This window comes from Methylobacterium sp. P3_A11 (assembly GCF_056403155.1).
In genome coordinates this window covers 18063-39290 of sequence record NZ_JBFUGA010000028.1, presented here as the reverse complement: position 1 = coordinate 39290, position 21228 = coordinate 18063, and the positions used below count along the sequence as shown (strand labels likewise).

Genomic DNA, 21228 nt, shown 5'->3' with positions numbered 1-21228 from the left:
AAGCCGACGGTCTGCTTCCATGCTTCGGAGGAAATAAACAGACATTCGGCTCTGCTCTGCCGAATGGGTTGAATTGACCTCATCCGTACATTTGGCAAAGACAACTTGAACGTCCGCAAGGTGTCACTTCGAGGCAAGCAACCTGGGAGCTCTCGGATGCGCCGACGATGTCCGTATTGTCCTGCTAGCGTCACAGGGGACGCAGGTCGTGAGAACGTTTGAGCGATCACGGATTTCCGGCGTGTTGCCACACCTCGCGAGATCATCGGCCTCAAGCGGCTGTGCAAACCCATGAAGCCCGTCAGCAAATGCCTCAAGGCCGTGGTTGTGTGGAAAGGCCAAGCACGAATTCTCTCCGCGTCCCATCATGGACCTCCTATTTGCAGCAGTTCTGCGATGCCCGTTCGGATAAAAACACAAGAATGGCAATTCGAAAAAATCTATTTTTCCTCACTCGGCGCGCCGTTCTTTGCTTGCGCGCGGCGTCCAGCTCTTATGAAATTTGTCGCGTCAATGTAGATATCGCCATCCAAGATTCTAATATTATAAGTGCACAGACGGCGGATCGACCAGCCCGGGGAAACCGCTCCATCCGTGAGCGCGAACGACGCTTGGTGATGGGGGCAGTGCAGGCGGCCCGCCACACAGCGCCCCTTGGCGAGATCGGCACCCTCGTGTGGGCAGGTCCGCTCGAGGGCAAAGACCCGGTCGCCATCGTGCACGATAAGAAGACTTTGCCCGTCGATCGTGACTGGAATAACCGAGCCGGCCCCGAACGCTGCCAGGGCGCCAATGCGAATCCAGGCCACTTCCCCGCCGCGCGGATGGTCCGAGTCGGGTGATCGATCGAGAGCGGGCACTTCGTCAGCCGCCGAGATAAGCTGCCCGGACATGGGGATCGGCGATCAGGGCATCGCCGGAACCCTCAAGTACGATGCGACCGGTCTCGAGCAGATAGGCGTAGTCGCAGAGCTCGAGCGCCGCGAAGGCGTTTTGCTCGACCAGCAGCACGGTGGTGCCTTGGTCGCAGATCGACCGGATCACCGCGAACATCCGCTCGACGATGTTGGGAGCGAGCCCCAGCGAGGGTTCGTCGAAGAGCACCAGCTTCGGCCGCGCCATCAGCGCCCGGCCAATCGCCAGCATCTGCTGCTCGCCGCCGGACAGGGTTCCGGCAGCCTGGTCGCGCCGCTCGGCGAGCCGTGGGAACTCACCGTAGACGCGCGCCAAATCCGCCGCGATGCCGGCCCGGTCGCGACGCAGATACGCGCCCATGGCGAGATTCTCGGCGACGCTCATCTGCGGGAAGACGCGGCGTCCCTCTGGGCAATGGGCGATGCCCGCTTCCAAGATGCGGCGGGGCTCCGCACCCGCGATGTCGCGGCCGCCGAACCGGATCGCGCCCGACCGCGCGGGCACGAGGCCAGAGATCGCCCGCAACGTCGTTGACTTGCCGGCCCCGTTGGCCCCGACGAGGGCGACGAGCTGCCCCTCGCGGACGTCGATGGTCAGGCCCTTGAGCGCCGTGACGTGGCCGTAGCCGCAGACGAGGTCTCGGATCTCAAGCATGGGCCGCCTCTGGCGTCACTTGGGCGTCCTGCGCCTCAGCGGCCGCCCGTCGGGCAGCGCTGCCCTGGCCGAGATAGGCCTCGATTACTGCCGGGTCGCTACGGATCCTCTCTGGCGGGCCCTCCGCGATAAGCCGGCCGTAGTTAAGCACGACGATGCGGTCGGAGACCTCCATCACCATCGGCATGTCGTGCTCGACGAGCAGGATCGTGACGCCACGCTCCCGGATCTGCCGGATCAAGCGCACGAAGACGCGGGTCTCCGAGGCGTTCATGCCCGAGACCGGCTCGTCGAGCAGCAGCATGGCCGGCTCGGTGGCGAGCGCCAGCGCCACGCCGACGAGGCGCTGCTCGCCGTAGGCCAAGCTGCCCGCCTTCTCCTGCGCCCGGCCCGACAGGCCGACCCAGTCGAGCAGGGCCGCGGCGCGCTCACGCAGTTGCCGCTCGCTCGCGCCGGCGCGGCCCAGCAGCGCGTCGAGGCGCTGTGCCCTGCCGAGGCCGGGTGCCTTGGAGGTGCCCTGCCGGTGCAGGCCGATCATCACATTGTCGAACACCGTGTCGTCCGGGAAGACGCTGGTGCGCTGGAAGGTGCGCGCCAGGCCCAGCCGCGTGATGTCGTGCGGAGCCAAGCCCGCGAGCCCCGTGCCGCGGAAGCGGACCGTGCCCTGGCTGGGCTTCAGGAAGCCCGTCATCACGTTGAAGGCCGTGGTCTTTCCTGCCCCGTTCGGGCCGATCAGGCTGACGATCTCGCCCTCGGCCACGTCGAAATGCAGGTCGGCGATGGCGACGAGGCCGCCGAAGCGCACCCCAACATGCTCGACCGAGAGGATCATGCTCATCGCTGCACCGCCGGTTCGGCCTTGAGGACGGGGACGGCCGCCGGACGGCGCCGGGCGAGGACGCCCGCAAGTCCCGGCACGATGCCCCGCGGCATCACGAACAGGATCGCGATCAGCACGAGCCCATAGACGATCCACTGGGCTTCCGGCGCCATCACCGGCCGCAGGGCCACGGGCAGGAGTCCGAAGATCAGGCCGCCGATGACCGGCCCCATCAGCGTGCCCTTGCCGCCTGCCACCACCATGATGACGATGCTGACCGTGGTGGTGAAGGCGAAGATGTCGGGATCAATGATGCGCAGGTAATGGGCGTAGAGGCTGCCCGCCGCCCCCGCCATCGCCGCCGAGATAACGGCGGCGACCGTCAGCGTGCGGGTGGCGTTGATTCCGACCGAGAGTGCGAGCGGTTCGTTCTCCTTGAGGCCTCGCATGGCCCGGCCGAAGCGCGAGCCGACGAGGCGGGCGATGATCACCCAGCAGAGCGTGCCGACGGCCAGCACGAGGTAGTAGTTCTGAAGCTTCGTCCGGAGCGTCCAGGTGCCGAGGCCCGGGACGCCCAGCGTGATGGCCGGGATGTTGGTGAGCGCCAGCGGGCCCTGGGTCAGCTCCACCCAGTTGAGGGCCACCAGCCGCACCACCTCCGCGAAGGAGATCGTCACGATGACGAAGTAGGCGCCGCGCACCCGGAAGGAGAGGCGCCCGATCAGCCAGCCGCAAAGCCCGGCCGCGAGCGTCCCGAGGAGGAAGCCGACCGCCGCCGGCCATGGGTCGTGGACGACGCGCAGGCTGAAGCCCAGATCGACGTCGAAGCCGAGGCTCGTCAGGGCGCTCACATAGGCCCCGATTCCGAAGAAGGCGATGTGGCCGAGGCTGAGCTGCCCGGTGAACCCGAGGAGCAGGTTCAAGCTCATGGCGGCGATCGTCAGGATGCCCGTCACGATCAGCGCGTTGAGGAGATAGGGCTCGGAGCCCAGTGCCAGCGGCAGGGCGACAAGGGCGGCGAGCAGCGCGAGGGGGAGGAGCCGGCTCATCCGATGCGCTCCGCCTTCGCGAACAGGCCGGTCGGCCGGTAGAGAAGCACCGCAATGATGATCAGGAAGCCCATCGCGTCCCGGTAGCCGGAGGAGACGTAGCCGGCGCCGAGTTCCTCTGCGAGAGCCAGGATGAAGCCGCCGATGGCCGCCCCCGTGACGTTGCCAAGGCCGCCAAGGATCACGATGGCGAACGCCTTGAGCTCGGCGAGCCCGCCCATCTGCGGATGCACGACGTAGACGGGCCCGAGGAGCGCGCCGGCCGCGGCAGCGAGCCCGGAGCCCATGGCGAAGGTCGCGGTGTAGATGAGCCGCACGTTCACGCCCATCAGGGCGGCCGTGTCCGAATCCTGGAAGGCGGCGCGCATGGCGAGCCCGAGCTTCGTCCGGTTGATCAGGGCGTAGGTGAGCCCGATCAGGGCGAGGGCGGCGCCGAACACGAACAGCCGCAGCCAGGAGACAGACGCCGGTCCGATCTGCAGTGGCGCCTCGGGGAAGGGCGAGGCGATCGCCTTAGCGACACCGCCGAATACCCAGAGTGTTCCCGATTGCAGGACGATGCCGGCGCCGATCATCACGAGCATCGTGGTGTCGATGTCCGATCCCCGGAATGGACGCAGCAGCAGGATCTCGATCGCGGCGCCCAGCGCCATCCCGCCGAAGATCGCCACCGGCAGCGCCAGGAAGAAGTTCAGGCCGAGGGACGCCGCGGCGAGATACATCGCGTAGGCGCCCCCCGTGTAAAGCGCGCCGTGGGTGAAGTTCACCACGTTCATGATCCCGAAAATCAGGGTCAGCCCGATCCCGAGTAGCGCATAGGTGCCCCCGAGGATCAGCGCGTTGATGAGGTGCTGGGTTAGTTGGTCCATGGGCGGCCTCTCACGTGGGGGTGCTGCTCGGCACGGCGAATGGTCTCGACCCTGACACCCGCCACGCGGTTGGGAGAGGGACAGTACCCAGCCTCACAGCGTCGGCAGGATCACGCGGCCGTCCTTGATCTCGATGAGGTAGACGTCGGGCTTGCTCTGGCCGCTCTCCTTGCCGGCGGGGCCGGCCTTGGCGAAGCGGATCGGGCCGTTGAGCCCGGTAAAGTCGACCGACCAGAACGCCTTGGCGATGGCCGCGGGCTCGGCCTTGCCGGCCTTCTCGATGGCCTGCGCGATCGCACGGATGCCGTCGTAGCCGCGGAAGCTCTCGGTGACGCCCGCGAACTGATAGCCGCGCTTCTTCCACTCGCCGATGAAGGCCTCGGTCGCCTTCGGATCAGGGGTCTTCTCGGGGATCCAGGGCAGGAAGGTCGTCAGGTGCATGGTGCCGTCGGCGGCCGATCCCGCCTGGGCGATGATCTGGTCCGGGTTCTGCGAGCCACCGGTGGTGATGACGCGCTTCTTCAGACCCATCGCCGCCATCTGCTTGAACAGGAGTACCAGTTGGTCGACGGCGCTCGTGATCATGATCGTGTCGCTATCTGATGCCTTCAGCTTGACGAGCTGGGCGCTCATGTCCTGCGCGCCCTGGTCCATGGTCTCGACGAGGCCGACCTGAACGCCCTTGTCCTTCAGCATCTTGCCGAAATCGGTCGCGGCGCCGCGCCCGAAATCGTTGTTGAGCACCAGGAAGTCGACCTTCTTCAGCCCGAGCTTCTCCACCATCGGCGCGAAGGTCTCAGCCTCGAGGGAAGAGGGGGGTGAGATGCGGAAGACGTAGGGGTTGCCCGAGGTGGTGATCTTGCCGGACGAGGAGGTCTCGACCAGCATCGGCACTTCGTAATCGGCGAGCTTGGGCATCACGGCGAGCGTCAGGCTGGAGCCCCAGGCGCCCATCATCACCGGGGTCTTGTCGCTGGTGATGAGCTTCTCAGCCACCGCCGCGGCCTCGGTCGGGTTGCTCTTGTTGTCCTCGACGACGAGCTCGAGCTTCTGTCCGAGGACGCCGCCGCGCGCGTTGATCTCGTCGGCGGCGATCTTCGCGCCGTTGACCACGTAGGTGCCCGAGGCCGCGAAGGGCCCGGTCAGGGGCTCATTGACGCCGATGCGGATCGTGTCGCCCCGCGCGCCGGTGACGGTCAGCGCCAACAGGATCGCGGTGGTGAGTGTGAACCGGCTCGGCATTCTCGGGTCTCCGGAAGCTTGGGGCTTGAGCGAGGGACAGGGTCAGGCGCGCCCGCGCCACGCCGCGAGGCGGGCTCGGACCACGTCGAGGAGTAGGCGTAGGGGATTGAGGTCGGCGGGCGCCGGGGCGGCGAGACCCGAGAGGCGGGCGTCGAGGTTCCGGGCGAACGCGGTGCTGATCCGGCCGGCGAGGTCTCGCACGAGGCCCGGACGGCCGAACTGAGCGAGCGGCCCGGTCAGGGTGTAGCCGACGTCGAGGTCGAGCCGCGCGGTCCCGGGTACCGGGCCGGCGCCGACCCGGTAGCGGATCTCACCCTTGGTGGCCGAGCGCCCGCCCGCATCCGCGCCGACGCCACGGACGCGGCCGCTCAGCGCCGCCTCGTCCCGCTCGATCCGGGCGCGGCCTCGGAAGGTCGCGGCGATCGGGCCGATCCGCACCTGCAGGCCGCCCTCCACCGTCTCCGGGGCGGGCCGACCGGTCAGGACGGCGCCGGGCAGGCAGGCCGCAACGGCCTCGATATCGGCGAGGAGCGCGAAGACGGCCTCGGGCGGGTGGGCGAGGTCGAGGGATTGGGTGAAGCTCTGGGCCGGCGCAAAGGCCTCGGCGAGGTCCGAGGCGGCAGCGGGCGCGAGCGCCGCCACCGTCCGGGACGGAGGCGCGGCGGCGGCGGCGACCGTTTCGCCGATCCGAGCCCCGACCGGTCCGAGCCGGCGCTCGCTGCTCGCCGACGGGCCGATGCCCCGGGCGCGGCGATCGGCGATCACGCCCATCACCGCCCGCACGATGCCGGCATAGCCGGTGCAGCGGCAGAGGTTGCCCGAGAGCCCGACGCGGATCCGGCGCTCGTCGGCCTCCGGCAGCCGCACCACGAGGTCGCGCGCGGCCACCAGCATGCCGGGCGTGCAGTAGCCGCACTGAAGCGCGTGCTCGCGGTTGAAGGCGCCGCGCAGCTCGCCCGCGATCTCATCCGCGTCGAGGCCCTCGATGGTGGTGATCGCGGCGCCCGCGCAGGCGCCCGCGAAGGTGAGACAGGCGCGCGCGGGCTCGCCGTCGAGGAGCACCGTGCAGGCCCCGCAGACGCCGTGCTCGCACCCGAGATGGGTGCCCGTGAGGTCGAGGGAGTCCCGCAGCACGTCGCCGAGATGGCTGCGCGGCTCGGCCTCGACCCGGCGGGCGACGCCGTTCACCGTCAGCGCGAGGGCCATGCGGCCCGACGGGGCGGCGAGGGCGGCGCTCATGCGGCCTCCGGAACGGAGAGGGGGTTCGGGCAGCCCGCCTGCGCTACCGCGCGGGCCAGCACCGTGACGTGGACGTGACGCTCGACCCGGTCGGCCATGCCGGCCTCGGCCAGGACGGCGTCGGCGACGCGCGGGTCGAAGCGCGCGGCGAAGTCGGGGCCGATGCGGCCTCCGAAGAGCGGGCGGGCGTCGGCCAGCAGTACGGGCGGCCCCTCGACGGCGCCGATCACCGCGCGCCCGCGCCCCGCGGCCGGCTCGATCCGCACGGCGCCGATGGCGTGGGCGAACTCGCCGATCTTGGCGCAGTGCTTGACGTAGCCCCAGGCTGCCCCGTCCGGCAGCGCCGGCACCCGGACCGCCGCGAGGACCTCGTCGGGTCCAAGCGCGACGTCGAGGGCTCCGGTGACGAAGCGCTCGACGGGAAGGGTGCGGCGGCCCGCGCGGCCCGCGATCTCGACCGCGGCGCCGAGCGCGGTGAGCGCGCTCACCCAATCCGCCGCCGGGTCGGCGTGGACGAGGCTGCCGCCGACCGTGCCGCGGTTGCGCACCGGCCGGTACGCGATCGCGGAGGCGACGCGCCGCAGGGCGCCGTCGGTATTGTCGGGCACACGCCCATCCTCGATGTCGGCATGCGTCACGCAGGCGCCGAGCACCAGGGTGCTGCCGTCCATGCGGACCTGCCGGAGTTCGGGAACCCCGGTGATGTCGAGGACGAGGTCCGGCTCGACGAGGCGGAGGTTGAGCATCGGCCCGAGCGACTGGCCGCCCGCGATCAGCTTCACGTGGCCCGTCGCCTCTGCGAGGCGGTCGAGGAGCGCGGGCAGGCTCGCCGGACGCTCCCAGGCGAAGGGGGCGGGCTTCATGCGGCCTCCCGGGCGCGGGTCTGCGCCGGCTTGGCAGCGAGCACCGCCTCCACGATCCGGTGCGGAGTGACGGGACTGTGCAGCATCTCGACGCCCAGCGGCCCGAGGGCGTCGTTGATGGCGTTGGCGAGCGCGGCCGGGGGGGCGATAGCCCCGCCCTCGCCGATGCCCTTCTGGCCGAAGCGCGTGTAGGGGGACGGCGTCTCCATGTGGTCGATACGGGCCATCGGCACCTCGGCGGGACCCGGCAGCAGGTAGTCGCCCAGGGTCGAGGCGAGCGGCTGGCCGCGGGCGTCGAAGCGCATCTCCTCGAACAGCGCCGTCCCGATGCCCTGCGCGAGGCCGCCGTAGATCTGGCCGTCCACGACCAGCGGGTTCACCAACGTGCCGCCGTCCTCGACGATGACGTAGTCGAGGATCTCGACCGCCCCCAGATCAGGGTCGACCGCGACGACCACCGCGTGGGCCGCGTACGAGAAGGTGCCGGAGTCGCGCTGCGGCTTGTAGCCCGCGGTGACTTCGAGCCCGCCCGGATCGGTGTCGGGCGCGAGATCCTGCGGGCGCCGGTACCAAGTGTGGGCGATCGTCGCGAGCGGGACATCGCCCGAGGGCCCGACCACGTGGCCGCCCGCGAAGCGGCACTCCTCGGGCTTCGCCTGGAGCAGGTGGGCGCCGATCTTCACGGCGCGTGCGCGCAGCTCCTCGCAGGCGGCCGCGACCGCGCCGCCCGCCATCACCATCACGCGGGAGCCCCATGAGCCGGTGGAGTAGGGCGTCATCGCGGTGTCGCCGTGAACGAGGCGGGTGCGCGCCACCGGCACGCCCAGGATCTCGTGGGCGACCTGTGCCAGCGTCGTCTCCAGGCCCTGGCCGTGGGAATGGGCGCCGATGCGGAGCTCGAGCCCGCCGTCCGGGGTCAGCCGGGCCGCGGCCTGCTCGTGGCCGGGCACCATCGGGATGCCCCAGCCGGAATAAACCGAGGTGCCGTGCGCCGCCTGCTCGCAGTAGATCGACAGCCCGAGGCCGATGCGGCGTCCGTCGGGCTCGCCGGCCTGCTGGCGGGCGCGCACCGCCGCGACGTCGATCGCCCCGAGCGCGCGGGCCAGCGCCTCCGGGTAGTCACCGCTGTCGAAGTGCTTCCGGGTGATGTTCTCGAACGGCATCTGCTCGGGCCGCACGAGATTCCGCTCGCGGACGATCTCGGGCGCGAGGCCCGCCTCACGGGCGACCGCGTCGAGCACGAGTTCGAGGGCGAAGCAGACGCCGGTGCGCGCCACACCCCGGTAGGGCAGGATCGGGCACTTGTTGGTGGCGACCGACCACGTGCGGCAGCGATAGCTCGGGAAGTCGTAGGGCCCCGGCAGGATGCTGGCGACCTGCGCGGCCTCCAAGCAGGCCGAGAACGGGTAGGCCGAATAGGCGCCGGAATCGACGGTCGCTTCGCAGTCGATGCCGCGCAAGCGGCCGTCGCGCTCCGCGTAGGCCGTGATCCGGTAGTGGTGCTCGCGGCAATTGGCGTTGGCGGTGAGGTGCTCGCGCCGGTCCTCCAGCCAGCGCACCGGGTGGCCGCAGCGCAGGGCGAGCCAGCAGAGCGCGACGTCCTCGGCCAGCAGGATCGCCTTGTAGCCGAAGCCGCCGCCGACATCGGGCGAGACGATGCGGATGCGGCCCTGCTCGATGCCGAGACATTCCGAGAGGCCGTTGCGCACGATGTGCGGCATCTGGCTCGCGGTGTGGACCACGAGCTGGTCGAGGCGGTGGTCGAGCTGCACGACAGTGCCGCGCCCCTCGATCGGCGCCATGCACTGGCGGCCGGTCGAGATGGTGCGGCTGACCCGGATCGGCGCGTCGAGTGCGGAGGCGATGTCGATGTCGACCAGCGTCTCCAGGTAGACGTTGTCGCCCCAATGCTCGTGGACGAGGGCGGAGTCGGGCTCGCGCGCCGCCAGCATGTCGTGGACGGCCGGCAACTCCTCCAGGTCGAGCACGATCGCGGCGGCGATGTCCTCGGCCTCCGCGCGGGTCGGGGCCACGCACATCGCCACCAGCTCGCCGACCTGCCGGACCTTGGTCGTCGCCAACACCGGCTGTTCCGAGGCCTTGAAGCCGGGCAAGCCCGAGACCGCGCGGATCGGCAGGACGCCGTCGAGATCGGCGGCGGTGAAGACGCGGTCGCGAAAGGCCTCCGGTACGTGGATCGCCCGGATGCGGGCATGCGCCAGGGGGCTCCGCACGAAGGCGACGTCCTGCAGGCCGGGCAGGCGGAGGTCGCCCACATACTGGCCGCGCCCGCGCATCAGGCGGTCGTCCTCCTTGCGGGGCAGGCGTGCCCCGACGCCCTCGGTGAGGCCGCTCCTCGGTGGGGTCGTGTCGCTCATTGGGAAGCTTCCTCAAGGAGGTCGCGTGCGGCGCGGACCAAGAGGCCGTTGGGCCGGCGGAACGCGTCGAGGATCGAGAAGTGGTCGGCGCCCGGCACAGGCAGCAGCGCACCGGGCGCGTGTGCGGCGCTGCGGAGCGCGTGGAGGTTGCGCGCGTCGTGGACGAGGGCGGGCAGCTCCCGGGTTCCGTAGGCGACCGTCATGGGCTTGGACACGACCGGGAGCCGCAGCGGCGAGAGCGCGGCGATCTCGGCCTCGGTCAGGGCGAGCTTCGCGTTCAGATAGGTGTCGCGAATCGGAGCGAGGTCGTAGACGCCCGAGATCGCGAGCCCCGCCGCAACGGCCGGGTGACCGAGATTCATGGCGGCGAGCAGAGCGCCGGCCGACCAGCCGGAGAGCACGACCGGGCCGCCGATCCCGTTGCTCGGGCCGCGCGCCGCGAGCCAGTCGAGAGCCGCTCCGATCTCGGCGACGATGCCGGCAAGGCTCGCTTCCGGCGCCAGCGTGTAGCCCGGCATCGCCACGGACCAGCCGGCGGCGTTGAGGCCTTCCGCGAAGCAGGCGAAGTCGGCGCGCGCGTTGCGCTGCCAGTAGCCGCCATGGACGAAGACGAGGCACGGCGCGTCAGGGCCTGCCGGGTAGAGGTCGAACGCGGTGCGCCCGCCCACCGCGTAGGGGATGTCGAGGCCGGTCGGGTGCGCGGTCCGGTAGGCGGCCGAGGCCGCGTTTCGGGCCGCGATCTGCGCGGCACTGTCGGGCACGCCCGCATTGTTGTCGTAGCAGGCGCCCCGCGCCGCCTCGTCCAGCGTCTCCCAGACGAGCCGGGGGTCGGCCGGCCCGGGAGCGGCGAGGACGAAGTCCGAGGCCGCGGAGGAGGCCATTCCATGGGCCGCCATCACGCTGCGATCGCCTGGGGCAGGATCGGCGAATCGGCGTCGAATCGGTGGCCCGCCCGCAGGCAGAAGGCGGGGCGCAGCAGGCGCTCGGCCACGACCCGGGTGTCCTCGTTGTCGCGCAGCAGGAAGCGGCCGCGATCGTCGTGCAGCACCGAGACGTCGGCGGCGTAGCCAACCTTGAGGGCGCCGATGCTGTCGCTCATGCGCAGCATCTCGGCCGGGTGGGAGGTCACCATCGGCACCACCTCCTCCAGCGGAATGCCCAGCGCCATCATCGAGCTCATCGCCTGGGTGAGGCTGAAGCGGGCCTGCCCGAGGAAAGGGTGGTTCTCGTCGTCGTGGTGCTCGTCGGGGGTGCCGGCGGGCTTCTTCACCTCGGGCACCTCGGTGTTGTAGCCGTGCATGTCGGCGCCGAGGGTGTAGGGGATCACGCCGGCCGGCAGCGAGGCGCGCGCGACCCGGTAGGAGAAGTGGCTGCCGTGGCCGACATCGACCTTCAGGCCCGCATCCATCGCCCGGCGGATGATGTGGTGGACCTCGCCCGCCTCGTTGATGAAGCCGCCGGGATGGCGCGTGAAGGGATGGGCCAGCACGTCGCCGGGGCGCAGCAGCGGGATCACCCGCTCCACGATGGTGTCGGCGTCCTCGCCGTTGGCGCCCGATTCCGGCAGGCCCCAGAGCTGGCCGAAATGCACGTACAGGGGGAGATCCGCCCGCCGGCTGATCTCGGCGGCCATCTCCATCACCTTGATGCCCCAGCGGGCGAAGCCGCCGATCTCGGCGTGGCCCTTGATACCGCGCACGAGGTCGCGGTTCTCGGTGGCCGACTTCACGGTCGCGTCGATGTCGACGCCGTCGGGGCTGTAGAGGTTGGGGTAAAAGTGCCCCTCCAGGCCGCCGACCAGATAGGCCGAGAGGAAGGCGAGCACCTGGGTTTTCGAGCGCTCGGCGATGAAGTGGCGGAAGCCCGGCAGGGTCATGCAGGAGGGACCGCCCTGGTCCACCACCGTGGTGACGCCCGAGCGCACGCCGACCATGTCGGGGTTCAGGCCGAAGCGGCCGGTGACGTACTGGTAGACGTGGGCATGAGTGTCGATCATGCCGGGCAGCACCAGCTTGCCCGAGACATCCACGACCTCGGCAGCGGCGGAGGGCAGGATCGTCTCCTCGACCGCGGCGATGCGCCCGCCCTGTACCGCCACGTCGCGGATGCCGTCGATGCCGGAGGCCGGGCAGATGACGCGTCCGCCGCGCAGGATCAGGTCGTAGCGGGTCTCGTTCATCACACCACCTTGTCCGTTGAGTCGCATTGACCGACCGAGGTTAGGCAGAATATTTCCAAAAAGGGAAGCATGCTTCGTATTTTTCTGGGATTGCATAGTTCGTGCCAGTGAGAGCCGACGAGCGAGGGGGCAGCAATGGTTGACGGAGTGGGTCAGGCCGAGGGCGCCGCTCGTGCGCATGATCGACATACGGATTCTCAAGAGAGCAAAATATTCGGCCAGCCTTGGCCTCTGGCAGAGCGCCCCGGATTTCTGGTCCGGCGGCTGCATCAGATACACGTCAGCCTTTTCAACGAAGAATGTGCCGCCTTCGGCGTCACGCCGCTTCAATACAGCCTGCTGTCGGAGCTAATGTCCCGCACAGAGGCTGATCAGACCACCCTGGCCAATGCTGTTGCTCTGGACAGAACGACGACCACAGGGGCGCTCAGGCGCCTCGAGGCTCGGGGTCTCGTCAGCCGATCGACCTCCACGTCCGACCGCCGCGCGCAGCGGTGCCGACTGACCGCGGAAGGAATTAAAATTCACAACGCCATGGCCGCTGCCGCACGACGCGCTCACGAAGCGACCGTGGCTGTTCTCTCCCCGGCGGAGCGGCAGATCCTGACGCAGCTCATGAAAAAGGTCGCCCTCGCCCACGGCCAACGTCATGAGGCGACGGTGCTCTGACCTGGGCAGCATTCCAGAACCTTCGCACACGGATAACGGCTAAAGCAGAAGATCCGCCGAAATTTGATCATTCCCCGTGCACGAGTTCGGGCGCAAACCTTATGCAGGAATGGCTATAGGAGATCGCCAGATCTTGACGCGGAAACGGGCCGCCAAACGGATCATAAATCGATATCAAGACATGGCAGGAATCTGCATGATATGCCGCCCGGGCGAGCGGTCATCGGCTCGACGATCGTCGTAATCCTCTCTTAGAACTATCAAGACGCCCGCACCGATCTCGGCTCGTTTCTGAGGGGGTGCTCGATTGCCCCGTCGGGACGGAAGGCTGAGCCTGATAGATCGGACTGGGCCGGCGATGTCGCCCTGAACCGCGAAATGGTCCGCGCATGTTCGCACGCGCTTCGCGCGCCGCGTCAGCCGATTGCGGATCGCGCGTGAAGTGGGTGCAAGGATTGGGCTGTAAGGCGCCGTTCGAGGTCGGGAACGATCGGGCGGGCCGCTCGGCCCTCGCACGCCGGCCCGTCGCGGTGGGTGCCTTTTGTTTGCGAAGGCGTGATTTAGTCGAGCCGTCTTCGGCTGGCTTTATTTCAAAAACAGATCGCCGCTGAAGATGAGGACGGTTCCAAAGGGAGCAAGCGGCTTTGCAGGCTTTCTCAGCGTCCGCTTCGGGGCGAATGCCCTCGTCGGCTAAGCGGCCATCATGGGCGCAAAGCGGAAGGTCCGGTTCTGCGAAGTCCCAACGTCGGTGTCTGGCTAAGCTCGGGCGGCCTGGTCGGCCTTGCCAAACTTTCGCATAGACCGCGGGCGGAGCGCCGCTTAGCTGAGAACAGCGAGAGCCGCGACTAAATCGGCGACCAAATCGTCAGGATGCTCAATCCCGATCGACACTCTGATCGTCGCGTCCGTGATTCCTAGGCGGTCACGCACGGCCTTTGGCACACCCGAATGGGTCGTAGAGGCCGGGTGGCTGGCGAGCGATTCAGTGCCACCTAGGCTCACGGCGAGCTTGAATAATTGAAGAGCGTTGAGGACTTGGAACGCCTCTGCCTCGCCGCCTACGATGTCGAATGAGAATGTCGAGCCTGGCGCCGCGCATTGCTCGGCATAGACGTGCGCCCGCTGCGATCCGGGCTCCAAATGCGCGAGATGGTGAAGGCGCGACACCTTCGGATGCGCAGCCAACATGCGGCCGACGATCTCGCCATTGCGGTTTGCGGCATTCATCCGCAACGTCAAGGTTTCGAGCGAGCGCCCGAGCATCCAGCAGGAATGCGGGTCGAGGCCGGTTCCGATCGCTGAGCGCAGCAGCCGCACCGGCCTGATCCGCGCTGCTGAGCCGAGAGCAGCGCCAGCGATCAGGTCGGAGTGGCCGCCGACGTACTTCGTCAGCGAGTAGACCGAGATGTCGACGCCGTGGCGCAGTGGGTGCTGGAAGAGTGGACCGAGCAGGGTGTTGTCGCAAACCACGACCGGAGCTTCACCGCCCTGCCGCGCGCCGATCTCGTCGGCGACCTCGCGGATCAGGCTGAGATCGACGAGGGTGTTGAGCGGGTTCGAGGGTGTCTCGATCATGACGACGCTGACTCGTCCCGCCTCAATGGCTTGGTTGGCCGCCGCGCGCACGCTCGCCGGATCGACCCCATCGGCGAATCCGAACGGTACGATGCCGAAGCCTGCTAGGGTCTTGGCGATCAACGTTTCAGTGCCGCCATAGAGCGGCTGCGAGTGCAGGATCGTGTCGCCGGGCCGTGCGAAGGCCAGGATCGTGGTCGCGATCGCTGACATGCCGGAGGAGAAGACCAGCGCGGCCTCGGCCCCTTCGAACACGGCTAGCCGATCCTCGACAATCTCGCTGTTTGGATGGTTGAAGCGCGAGTACACGAGCCCCGCCGCCTCGCCGACTGGGGGCTCGCGCCGCCCGGAGACGTAGTCGAAGAAGGCTTTGCCGTGCTCGGCCGAGGTGAAGACGAAGGTGGATGTGAGGAAGACCGGTGGCTTCACCGCGCCCTCGGACAGAGCGGGATCGTAGCCATAGCCGAGCATCAGGGTTTCGGGATGGAGCGAGCGGTTGCCAAGCGCCTTCTTGTGGTAGCGGTCGTTGGACATGCTGCCTCGCTCCGACCCGGCTCCAGCTCGGGGCTGGTTAGCCCGTTCGTGCTTTAAATCCGGTGTTCCGGGCGAGGGAGCGCTCAGTTTAATGTGCAGCCATGTCCGCCGTCAGCATTCCTGAGTGAGCGCCTCCAGGGCCGGTTCCGCCGCCGGAGTGAGGGGTCGCGCCGGGGGCTCACAGGCCGACCGGGAAGGTCTCGGGCACCTCGCCCGCATCCCACTCCGAGGTCCGTTCCAGCGGCGTCACCGCGCGGGTCTCGTCGAAGTGGAGGATCGCGTCGAACTGATCCGAAAGGCGTGCCTGGAAGTAGTGGCACTGCAGCTCCGTGTCGGGTCGGTAGATGACGCCGATCGCCCGCTCGGTGCGGGCCGCCCGGAGCAGCTGCGCCGCCGCGCTGCCGGCCGTGAGGGGCAGCAGGAAGCGGTGCAGGCCGAGGGCGTGGAACAGGGCCTCGTAGCTGCCGTGACGCGCGGGGCGGACACCCTTGCGCTCGGCCGGCTGGTCCCAGTCGGAAGCGGCCGTCACGGTCCCCGCATAGGTGGTGAAGCCGACGCTCACGACGGCGCGGCCGTAGCGCTCCCGCAGCAGCTGTCCGAGGTTCAGTTCGCCGCGCTCGCCCATTGCGGTGGCGCGCGCGTCGCCGAGATGGGAATTGTGCGCCCAGACGGCGATCTTCACGGGGCCAGGCCGGCGTTCCAGATGCGCCACCAGCCGCTCCAGGCTCTCCGCCATGTGGCGGTCCCGCAGGTTCCAGGAGGAGACCTCCGCGAGGAACATCGTGCGGTAGTAGGCCTCGGCGCTCTTGACGACGCGCGCGTTCTGCTCGGCGTTGAAGAGTTCCTCGACGTCGGTGCTGCCGCTCCAGGCCAGGGTATCGGCTGCGCGCCGCTGCAGGGCCAGCAACTGGGCGACGGCCTGCTCCTGGCAGGATCCGATGCCCTCCAATCCGGCCATGAAGCCGTAGACCTGCCCGCTGTCGCCGAACCGGTCGAAGCAGGCGTAACGGGCGCGCGCCGCCTCGGCGGCGTCCGGTTCGAGGGCTTCGAGGCAGCGCAGCACCGCTTTCATCGAGGCGCGCAGGCTGTAGAGATCGATGCCGTAGATGCCGACCCGGGCCTCGGCCGGCAGGCCCTGATTGCGGGTGCGCAGCCACTCGACGAACGCGACCATCTCGGCATTGCGCCACATCCAGGTCGGGAAGCGGCGGAAGCCGGCGAGGGCCTCGACGGCGTCGAGGTCGTCGCTGTCGCCGCGGACGTAGCGGTTCACCCGCCAGGCATCGGGCCAGTCGGCCTCGATGGCCACGGCCCCGAACCCCTTGTCCATGATCAGCCGACGGGTGATCTCAGCCCGTTCCCGGTAGAATTCGTGCGTTCCGTGGGAGGCTTCTCCGAGCAGCGCGAAGCGYGCATCGCCGATCAGCGCCAGCAGGGCATCGTAGTCGCGGGGGCCACCGTCCAGGGGTATCGCCGCCGCACGCAGGCGCCGGAGGGTCGTGGCGTCCGCTTCGGCGGCGGGCAGCGCGGCGGGATCGGCCGTGCCCGAGGCCTGCGCGCGCCCGAGCAGGCGGCGCACCTCGTCGTCGCTCGTCTGCGCGAAATCCCGGTAGGCGGCGCCCACCGCCCAGAACGGTTCGGGCAGATCGGCGCAGATGACCGTATCGGCCTCGTGTTTCAGTCGCTCGACCGTGTCGCGGGAGGCGGTGGGCACGGCCACGACCACCGCCTTCGGCCGGCGCTGCCGGATCGCCCGGATGGCGGCCTGCATCGAGGCGCCGGTGGCCAAGCCGTCGTCGACTAGGATGACGGTGCGCCCGCGAACCTGGGCGGGGGGGCGACCGCCGCGATAGACGCGTTCGCGTCGCAGAAGCTCCTCGCGCTCCTGCGCGGTCACCGTCTCGATCAGGTGCGGGGGAACCTTCAGCGACGCGATGATATCCTGATTGAGCACTCGGACGCCGCCGCTGGCGATCGCCCCCATGGCGAGTTCCTCGTAGCCCGGCACGCCGAGCTTGCGCACCACGAACACGTCGAGCGGCGCGTGCAGCGCATCGGCCACCGCGGCCGCCACGGGAACCCCGCCGCGCGGCAAAGCCAGGATCACGACGTCGGGGCGGCCGGCGAAGTCGGCGAGGTCCTTGGCGAGTTCGCCCCCCGCCTCGGCGCGGTCGCGAAAGATGCGCTCGGCCATCGCCACCCTCCCGCTGCGCGGATCCTGGACAGGGATTGTCGTTCGCCGGGGCGGGCGACCCGGTGCGTCGCGCCCACCCCGGCAGCGCCTTCGGAAGCCGGCTAGGCGGCCTGGACGGCGATCGTCTTCTCGGCCTTCGCCTCGGCGGTCTTCGGCAGCGTCACCGTCAGCACGCCGTTCTTGAGGACCGCTTCGATCTTGCTCGCGTCGACGCCCGGCGGCATGCGGAAGGCCCGCTCGATGGCACCGAACCGACGCTCGGACAGGTAGAGGCCCTCGCCCTTGCGTTCCTGCTCCTGCCGCTTCTCCCCCTTGATCGTCAGCATGCCGTCGGTGACTTTGACCTCGACATGGTTCTCATCGATACCGGGAAGCTCGGCCGTGACTTCATAGCAAGTCGGCTTGTTCTGTATGTCGGCTACGGGAGACAGTTGCCACATGGCGCCACCGCTGGTGAACGGCGTCGTCGCCGCCCCGAGGAAATCGAACGGCACGCGTTTCAGGCTGCGCGCCAGATCATCGATGAGATGATCGATGTCCCGGCGCACGTTCTCGAACGGCCGCCACTCGGCCGGCGTGGACGGGCGCTCGCCCCCCTCAGTGCTGACCGCCACTCTTGTACCGGACTCGGCCATGGTGAATGCCTCCTCTAAAAAAGACGAAGCGTCTCGGTAGGGCGCGCGCCCTGGAAGGACATTGATCCATCTCAAGATCATCGGCGCTGGAATACGGAGCATCCAGTAATATTCGAAACATGTTGCATGGTGCGCGAAGATATAGCCCGCAAAATATCGAAATGATCACAGGATTTTCCGCGCAGGATTTTACCCGCGCGGCCAGTGCGCGGCGGACGGCCGCGTCGTCACGGCGGGACCCCGCCGTCGAGTCCAGGACCGCCTACGCGGCGATCCTGCTTAGTGATGATGCGCGGAGACGGCGCGCAGAACCTCGCCCGAGAGCCCGGCACCGACCTTGTGCGAGATGTCGCCGAGGCTCACCATGCCGACAAGCTCCTGGTCGGCGTCGATGACCGGAAGACGGCGAATCCGCCTGTTCTCCATGATCTTGATCGCCTGAGCGAGATCGTCATCCGGGGCACAGCAGACGACCCGGGTTGTCATCACGTCGTTCGCCGTCATCGTCCGCGGGTTCCCGCCGTCCGCGAGGGCGCGACATGTGATGTCCCGGTCGGTGATGATGCCGACCAAGTGGCCGTCCGACTTGACGGGCAGTGCCCCCACATCGGCATCCCGCATCTGCCGCGCAATTACGTCGACTTTCGTCTCGGCCGAGACGAAAGTCGCACCTCTGTGCATGACGTCACTGACTTTCATAGGCGTGGCCTCGTGCTGATGGTTCCAGATCCGTCCGGAATCGCCTTCGCGCGGAGTTTGTCTGAAACCCTCCTCCGTTTGGCACGACTGGCATTGATGCAAGTCAACGGACGGTTCGATAAGATCAAGTCTTCATCCGAGGCTTCGGCTCGAAGCCAAGGCGTTGCGCAGGACCCGGCGGCCGGTGCGCGAACGCCGCCTCGGCTCAGTGCGCCATCAGGGTCGGCGCCGTCATCGTGCGGAGGAGTTCACGGCTCGCCCCGCCGAGGAAGGCTTCGCGCAGGCGGGAATGGCCGTAGGCCCCCATCACGAGCAGGTCCGCGCCGCCCTGGGCGATCTCGGCCAGCAGGGTCTCGGTGACGGTGGTGTCGCTGAAGATCGCGCGGTAATCGGCCGTGATGCCGTGGCGCCCCAGATGCTTCACCACGCGGGCGCCGCCTTCGCTGACGCCGGCCACCGCGTCCGTCTGCACCGTGAGGACGCGCACGCGCTCGGCGCGGCTCAGAAGCGGCAGAGCGTCGGCCAGCGCCCGTGCGGCCGAGGCGCTGCCATCCCAAGCCACCGTGACGGCGCTGAACCGCGCCGGCCGAGTCCAACGCGCCGGCACCAGGAGGATGGGCCGGCCCGCCCCGAGGAGGAGGTCCGCGATATAGGCATCCGCCGGCTTGTCGCGGCCCGGATCGGCCTGCTCGACCACGATGAGATCGGCGATGCGGGCGCGATCCAGGAGACGGCTTCGGATGTCGCCGGCGCGCCCGCCCAGGGCTTCCATCTCCATCGGCACGTCGGCGGTTCTGGCGGCGTCGGACAGGTCGTCGGCGGCGTCGCGCACCACCGCCAGGGCGGCCTCACGGGCCGAGACGGCGAAACCGTAGGGCAGTTCCGCCAGGAACGCCTCATCACCGCCCTCCGGCTGGAGGCACAGGCATCCGACGGCCGCCCCGACCTCCCGGGCCAGGGACAGCGCGTAAGGCCCGGCGGCCTCTCCGACCGCGTCCGCAACGATGAGCAGATCCTTGATCATGGTGCGCGTCCCGTGAACGTCGACCGGGGGGCGATCCGCGTTCCGGTCCAGGCAGGCAGGGTGCGCCGACGGGCGCGGCGGGCCTTGATTCATCGCAAAGCGGCCGCACGACCGGCCTTTGATGTCCCTCAATGTCGCGCCCCGCCCGGAGGCCGATCCTGGCCGCTCACTCGGGCACGCGGAGGCGGGCGATGCGTGACGTCCTGGTTGTCGTCTATTCGCGCTCGGGCACGGCCGAGGTGGTGGCCCGGGCACTCGCGACCGCCCTCGGCGCCGACCTCGATCGGATCACGCCTGCGGTCTCCTATGCGGGTACGGCCGGATACCTGCGAGGCCTCTGGCAGGCGCTCCGTCGGAGCGGGCCGCCGATCCGAAAGCGCTTCGATCCGGCGCAGTTCAGGACGGTCGTCCTGTGCTCACCCGTATGGGCCGGCCGACTTCCCGGGCCGGTGCGGACCTACCTCCAGGAGGCCGGGGCGCCACCTCATCTGCTCGGCGTCGCCGTGTCGGGCTCGGGCGGCGCGCAGGCCGCCTTCTTCCGGGAGATGGAGCAGATCAGCGGCTGCGCCGGCATTCCCGCCCTCTCGTTGACCCATCGCCAGGTCCTGACCGGGGCGTATCGCGCTTCCCTCATCGCGTTTGCGCAGACGGCGCGTCGCGCCCGGAGCGAAGCCCCGGCCCGGCCCCGCGCGGACGGTCTTCCGGGCGGCGGCCTCATCGCCTGACGGCGTGCACCAGCGGGAGGAACGTGATCGCGATCTCGAGGGCGATCAGCAGGACGACCACGATCTCCAGGCGCAACGAGCGGTTGGTATGGATCAGGTCGGTGAGCACGGTCGCCGTCTCGCCGATCACGGTGAGCTTGCGATGCAGGGTCGCCGTCCGCTCCCGCAACTCGTACTCGTCCTCGAGGCGTGCGTAGAGCCGTTCCAGGCCCGGCCGATCCCACAGCACTTCGGGCTTCTCCTCGACCGCCACGCGCCCGGACACCCTGTGCTGGACGAGCAGCGTGCTGCCGATGAGCTTCAGGACGGCCCGACGACCGCCCGATGCGCGGCCCGTCTCGGCCAGGCGCCGCGCCAGCGGCTCGATCACGTCGAAGACAGCTGCGACCTCGATCTCGTTCTGCGCCAGCGCCGTGCTCTTGGCGAGGATGTCGGCGATGACGATCAGACGTTCGGGCGTCAGCTGGCGCAGGGCGATCCGGCCGCCGGGCACGACCTGATCGTCGTGATCTGGCCCGATCTCGATCGTGGCGGTCTCCTCTTCCGGCCGCGTCACGGGACTGCGGACGCGCGGCCGCAGGCCCGCGGCCATCGCCTCCTCCTCGATCGGAGACAGACCGACGGACACCACGACCCCGTAGCGGAAGACCACCGCGAACCCGCATCCCACCTTGAAGGCCAGCGGATTGATCGCGAGCGTGTCGCTGCGCTCGAGACCCGCCGTGTCGATCCGGTCACCGAGAATGCGGGCGCGGGCGACCAGGCGTTGCGGTTCGACCGGCAGGGCGTCCTGGCTCAGTGGTCCCGCCTCCCGCGTTGATCCGGCGCCCGGCTGCGGGGAGCGACTCGGACCCCGGGCCAATCCCCGTGCGGCGCCCGCTTTGATCCATCGCAAGGTCCCCCGTTACCCCGCGCCATACGGTTCCGGGCGCGGCGGCGACACGCGCGCCGCACCTGTTGAGAGG

19 protein-coding genes are annotated in these 21228 nt (G+C 69.1%); 2 read left to right on the top strand and 17 right to left on the bottom strand.

What is annotated here, in order from left to right:
- Window positions 1-440: 440 nt before the first annotated feature.
- The 11 genes from AC1DXK_RS11555 to AC1DXK_RS11505 form a co-directional block, all read right to left on the bottom strand.
- Window positions 441-893, bottom strand: coding sequence for a Rieske (2Fe-2S) protein (locus tag AC1DXK_RS11555; protein ID WP_457105338.1), 453 nt, complete (start codon window positions 891-893; stop codon window positions 441-443).
- On the bottom strand, window positions 865-1569 hold the full coding sequence (locus AC1DXK_RS11550) for an ABC transporter ATP-binding protein (protein ID WP_457105339.1): 705 nt from the start codon (window positions 1567-1569) through the stop codon (window positions 865-867). Before AC1DXK_RS11550 ends, AC1DXK_RS11555 begins: the two co-directional genes overlap by 29 nt.
- Window positions 1562-2407, bottom strand: coding sequence for an ABC transporter ATP-binding protein (locus AC1DXK_RS11545; RefSeq protein ID WP_477297812.1), 846 nt, complete (start codon window positions 2405-2407; stop codon window positions 1562-1564). Before AC1DXK_RS11545 ends, AC1DXK_RS11550 begins: the two co-directional genes overlap by 8 nt.
- Entirely contained in the window at window positions 2404-3438 is a 1035-nt protein-coding gene (locus AC1DXK_RS11540; protein ID WP_457105341.1) for a branched-chain amino acid ABC transporter permease, read from the bottom strand. Before AC1DXK_RS11540 ends, AC1DXK_RS11545 begins: the two co-directional genes overlap by 4 nt.
- Complete coding sequence (locus AC1DXK_RS11535) at window positions 3435-4307, bottom strand: branched-chain amino acid ABC transporter permease (protein WP_457105342.1); 873 nt, start codon at window positions 4305-4307, stop codon at window positions 3435-3437. Before AC1DXK_RS11535 ends, AC1DXK_RS11540 begins: the two co-directional genes overlap by 4 nt.
- Window positions 4308-4400: 93 nt before the next feature.
- Window positions 4401-5549, bottom strand: coding sequence for an ABC transporter substrate-binding protein (locus AC1DXK_RS11530; RefSeq protein WP_457105343.1), 1149 nt, complete (start codon window positions 5547-5549; stop codon window positions 4401-4403).
- A gap of 42 nt (window positions 5550-5591) precedes the next feature.
- On the bottom strand, window positions 5592-6788 hold the full coding sequence (locus AC1DXK_RS11525; RefSeq protein WP_457105344.1) for a xanthine dehydrogenase family Fe-S subunit: 1197 nt from the start codon (window positions 6786-6788) through the stop codon (window positions 5592-5594).
- Window positions 6785-7651, bottom strand: a complete 867-nt coding sequence (locus AC1DXK_RS11520; RefSeq protein ID WP_457105345.1) for an FAD binding domain-containing protein — start codon at window positions 7649-7651, stop codon at window positions 6785-6787. Before AC1DXK_RS11520 ends, AC1DXK_RS11525 begins: the two co-directional genes overlap by 4 nt.
- Window positions 7648-10029 (bottom strand): xanthine dehydrogenase family protein molybdopterin-binding subunit, encoded by a 2382-nt coding sequence (locus AC1DXK_RS11515; RefSeq protein WP_457105346.1) that lies wholly within the window; start codon window positions 10027-10029, stop codon window positions 7648-7650. The genes AC1DXK_RS11520 and AC1DXK_RS11515 overlap by 4 nt, the downstream gene beginning before the upstream one ends.
- Window positions 10026-10925 (bottom strand): alpha/beta hydrolase, encoded by a 900-nt coding sequence (locus tag AC1DXK_RS11510; RefSeq protein ID WP_457105347.1) that lies wholly within the window; start codon window positions 10923-10925, stop codon window positions 10026-10028. The genes AC1DXK_RS11515 and AC1DXK_RS11510 overlap by 4 nt, the downstream gene beginning before the upstream one ends.
- Complete coding sequence (locus AC1DXK_RS11505) at window positions 10925-12208, bottom strand: amidohydrolase/deacetylase family metallohydrolase (protein WP_457105348.1); 1284 nt, start codon at window positions 12206-12208, stop codon at window positions 10925-10927. Before AC1DXK_RS11505 ends, AC1DXK_RS11510 begins: the two co-directional genes overlap by 1 nt.
- Window positions 12209-12343: 135 nt before the next feature.
- On the opposite strand from AC1DXK_RS11505, the gene AC1DXK_RS11500 reads away from it, so the two are divergent.
- Window positions 12344-12877 carry a MarR family winged helix-turn-helix transcriptional regulator gene (locus tag AC1DXK_RS11500; RefSeq protein WP_457105349.1) on the top strand — a complete coding sequence of 178 codons (534 nt, stop codon included), beginning with the start codon at window positions 12344-12346 and terminating at the stop codon, window positions 12875-12877.
- Between the two features lie 819 nt (window positions 12878-13696).
- On the opposite strand, the gene AC1DXK_RS11495 is transcribed toward AC1DXK_RS11500, so the two are convergent.
- The 5 genes from AC1DXK_RS11495 to AC1DXK_RS11475 all read right to left on the bottom strand — a co-directional run bounded on the left by AC1DXK_RS11495 (window position 13697) and on the right by AC1DXK_RS11475 (window position 19538).
- Entirely contained in the window at window positions 13697-14986 is a 1290-nt protein-coding gene (locus tag AC1DXK_RS11495) for a cystathionine gamma-synthase family protein (RefSeq protein WP_457105350.1), read from the bottom strand.
- Window positions 14987-15164: 178 nt separating this feature from the next.
- Complete coding sequence (locus tag AC1DXK_RS11490; protein WP_477297807.1) at window positions 15165-17180, bottom strand: erythromycin esterase family protein; 2016 nt, start codon at window positions 17178-17180, stop codon at window positions 15165-15167.
- A 101-nt stretch (window positions 17181-17281) separates the two neighbouring features.
- Window positions 17282-17815 (bottom strand): Hsp20/alpha crystallin family protein, encoded by a 534-nt coding sequence (locus AC1DXK_RS11485; protein ID WP_457105352.1) that lies wholly within the window; start codon window positions 17813-17815, stop codon window positions 17282-17284.
- Between the two features lie 279 nt (window positions 17816-18094).
- Window positions 18095-18514: a CBS domain-containing protein gene (locus tag AC1DXK_RS11480; protein WP_457105353.1), complete on the bottom strand. Its 420-nt coding sequence runs from the start codon at window positions 18512-18514 to the stop codon at window positions 18095-18097.
- Window positions 18515-18719: 205 nt separating this feature from the next.
- Window positions 18720-19538 (bottom strand): universal stress protein, encoded by an 819-nt coding sequence (locus AC1DXK_RS11475; protein WP_457105354.1) that lies wholly within the window; start codon window positions 19536-19538, stop codon window positions 18720-18722.
- Window positions 19539-19729: 191 nt separating this feature from the next.
- Here AC1DXK_RS11475 and AC1DXK_RS11470 point away from each other — a divergent pair, with 191 nt between their 5' ends.
- Window positions 19730-20263 (top strand): flavodoxin family protein, encoded by a 534-nt coding sequence (locus tag AC1DXK_RS11470; protein ID WP_457105355.1) that lies wholly within the window; start codon window positions 19730-19732, stop codon window positions 20261-20263.
- Here AC1DXK_RS11470 and AC1DXK_RS11465 read toward each other — a convergent pair.
- Window positions 20253-21158, bottom strand: coding sequence for an RMD1 family protein (locus AC1DXK_RS11465; RefSeq protein ID WP_477297804.1), 906 nt, complete (start codon window positions 21156-21158; stop codon window positions 20253-20255). The two genes, AC1DXK_RS11470 and AC1DXK_RS11465, sit on opposite strands and share 11 nt — an antisense overlap.
- Window positions 21159-21228: the final 70 nt, after the last annotated feature.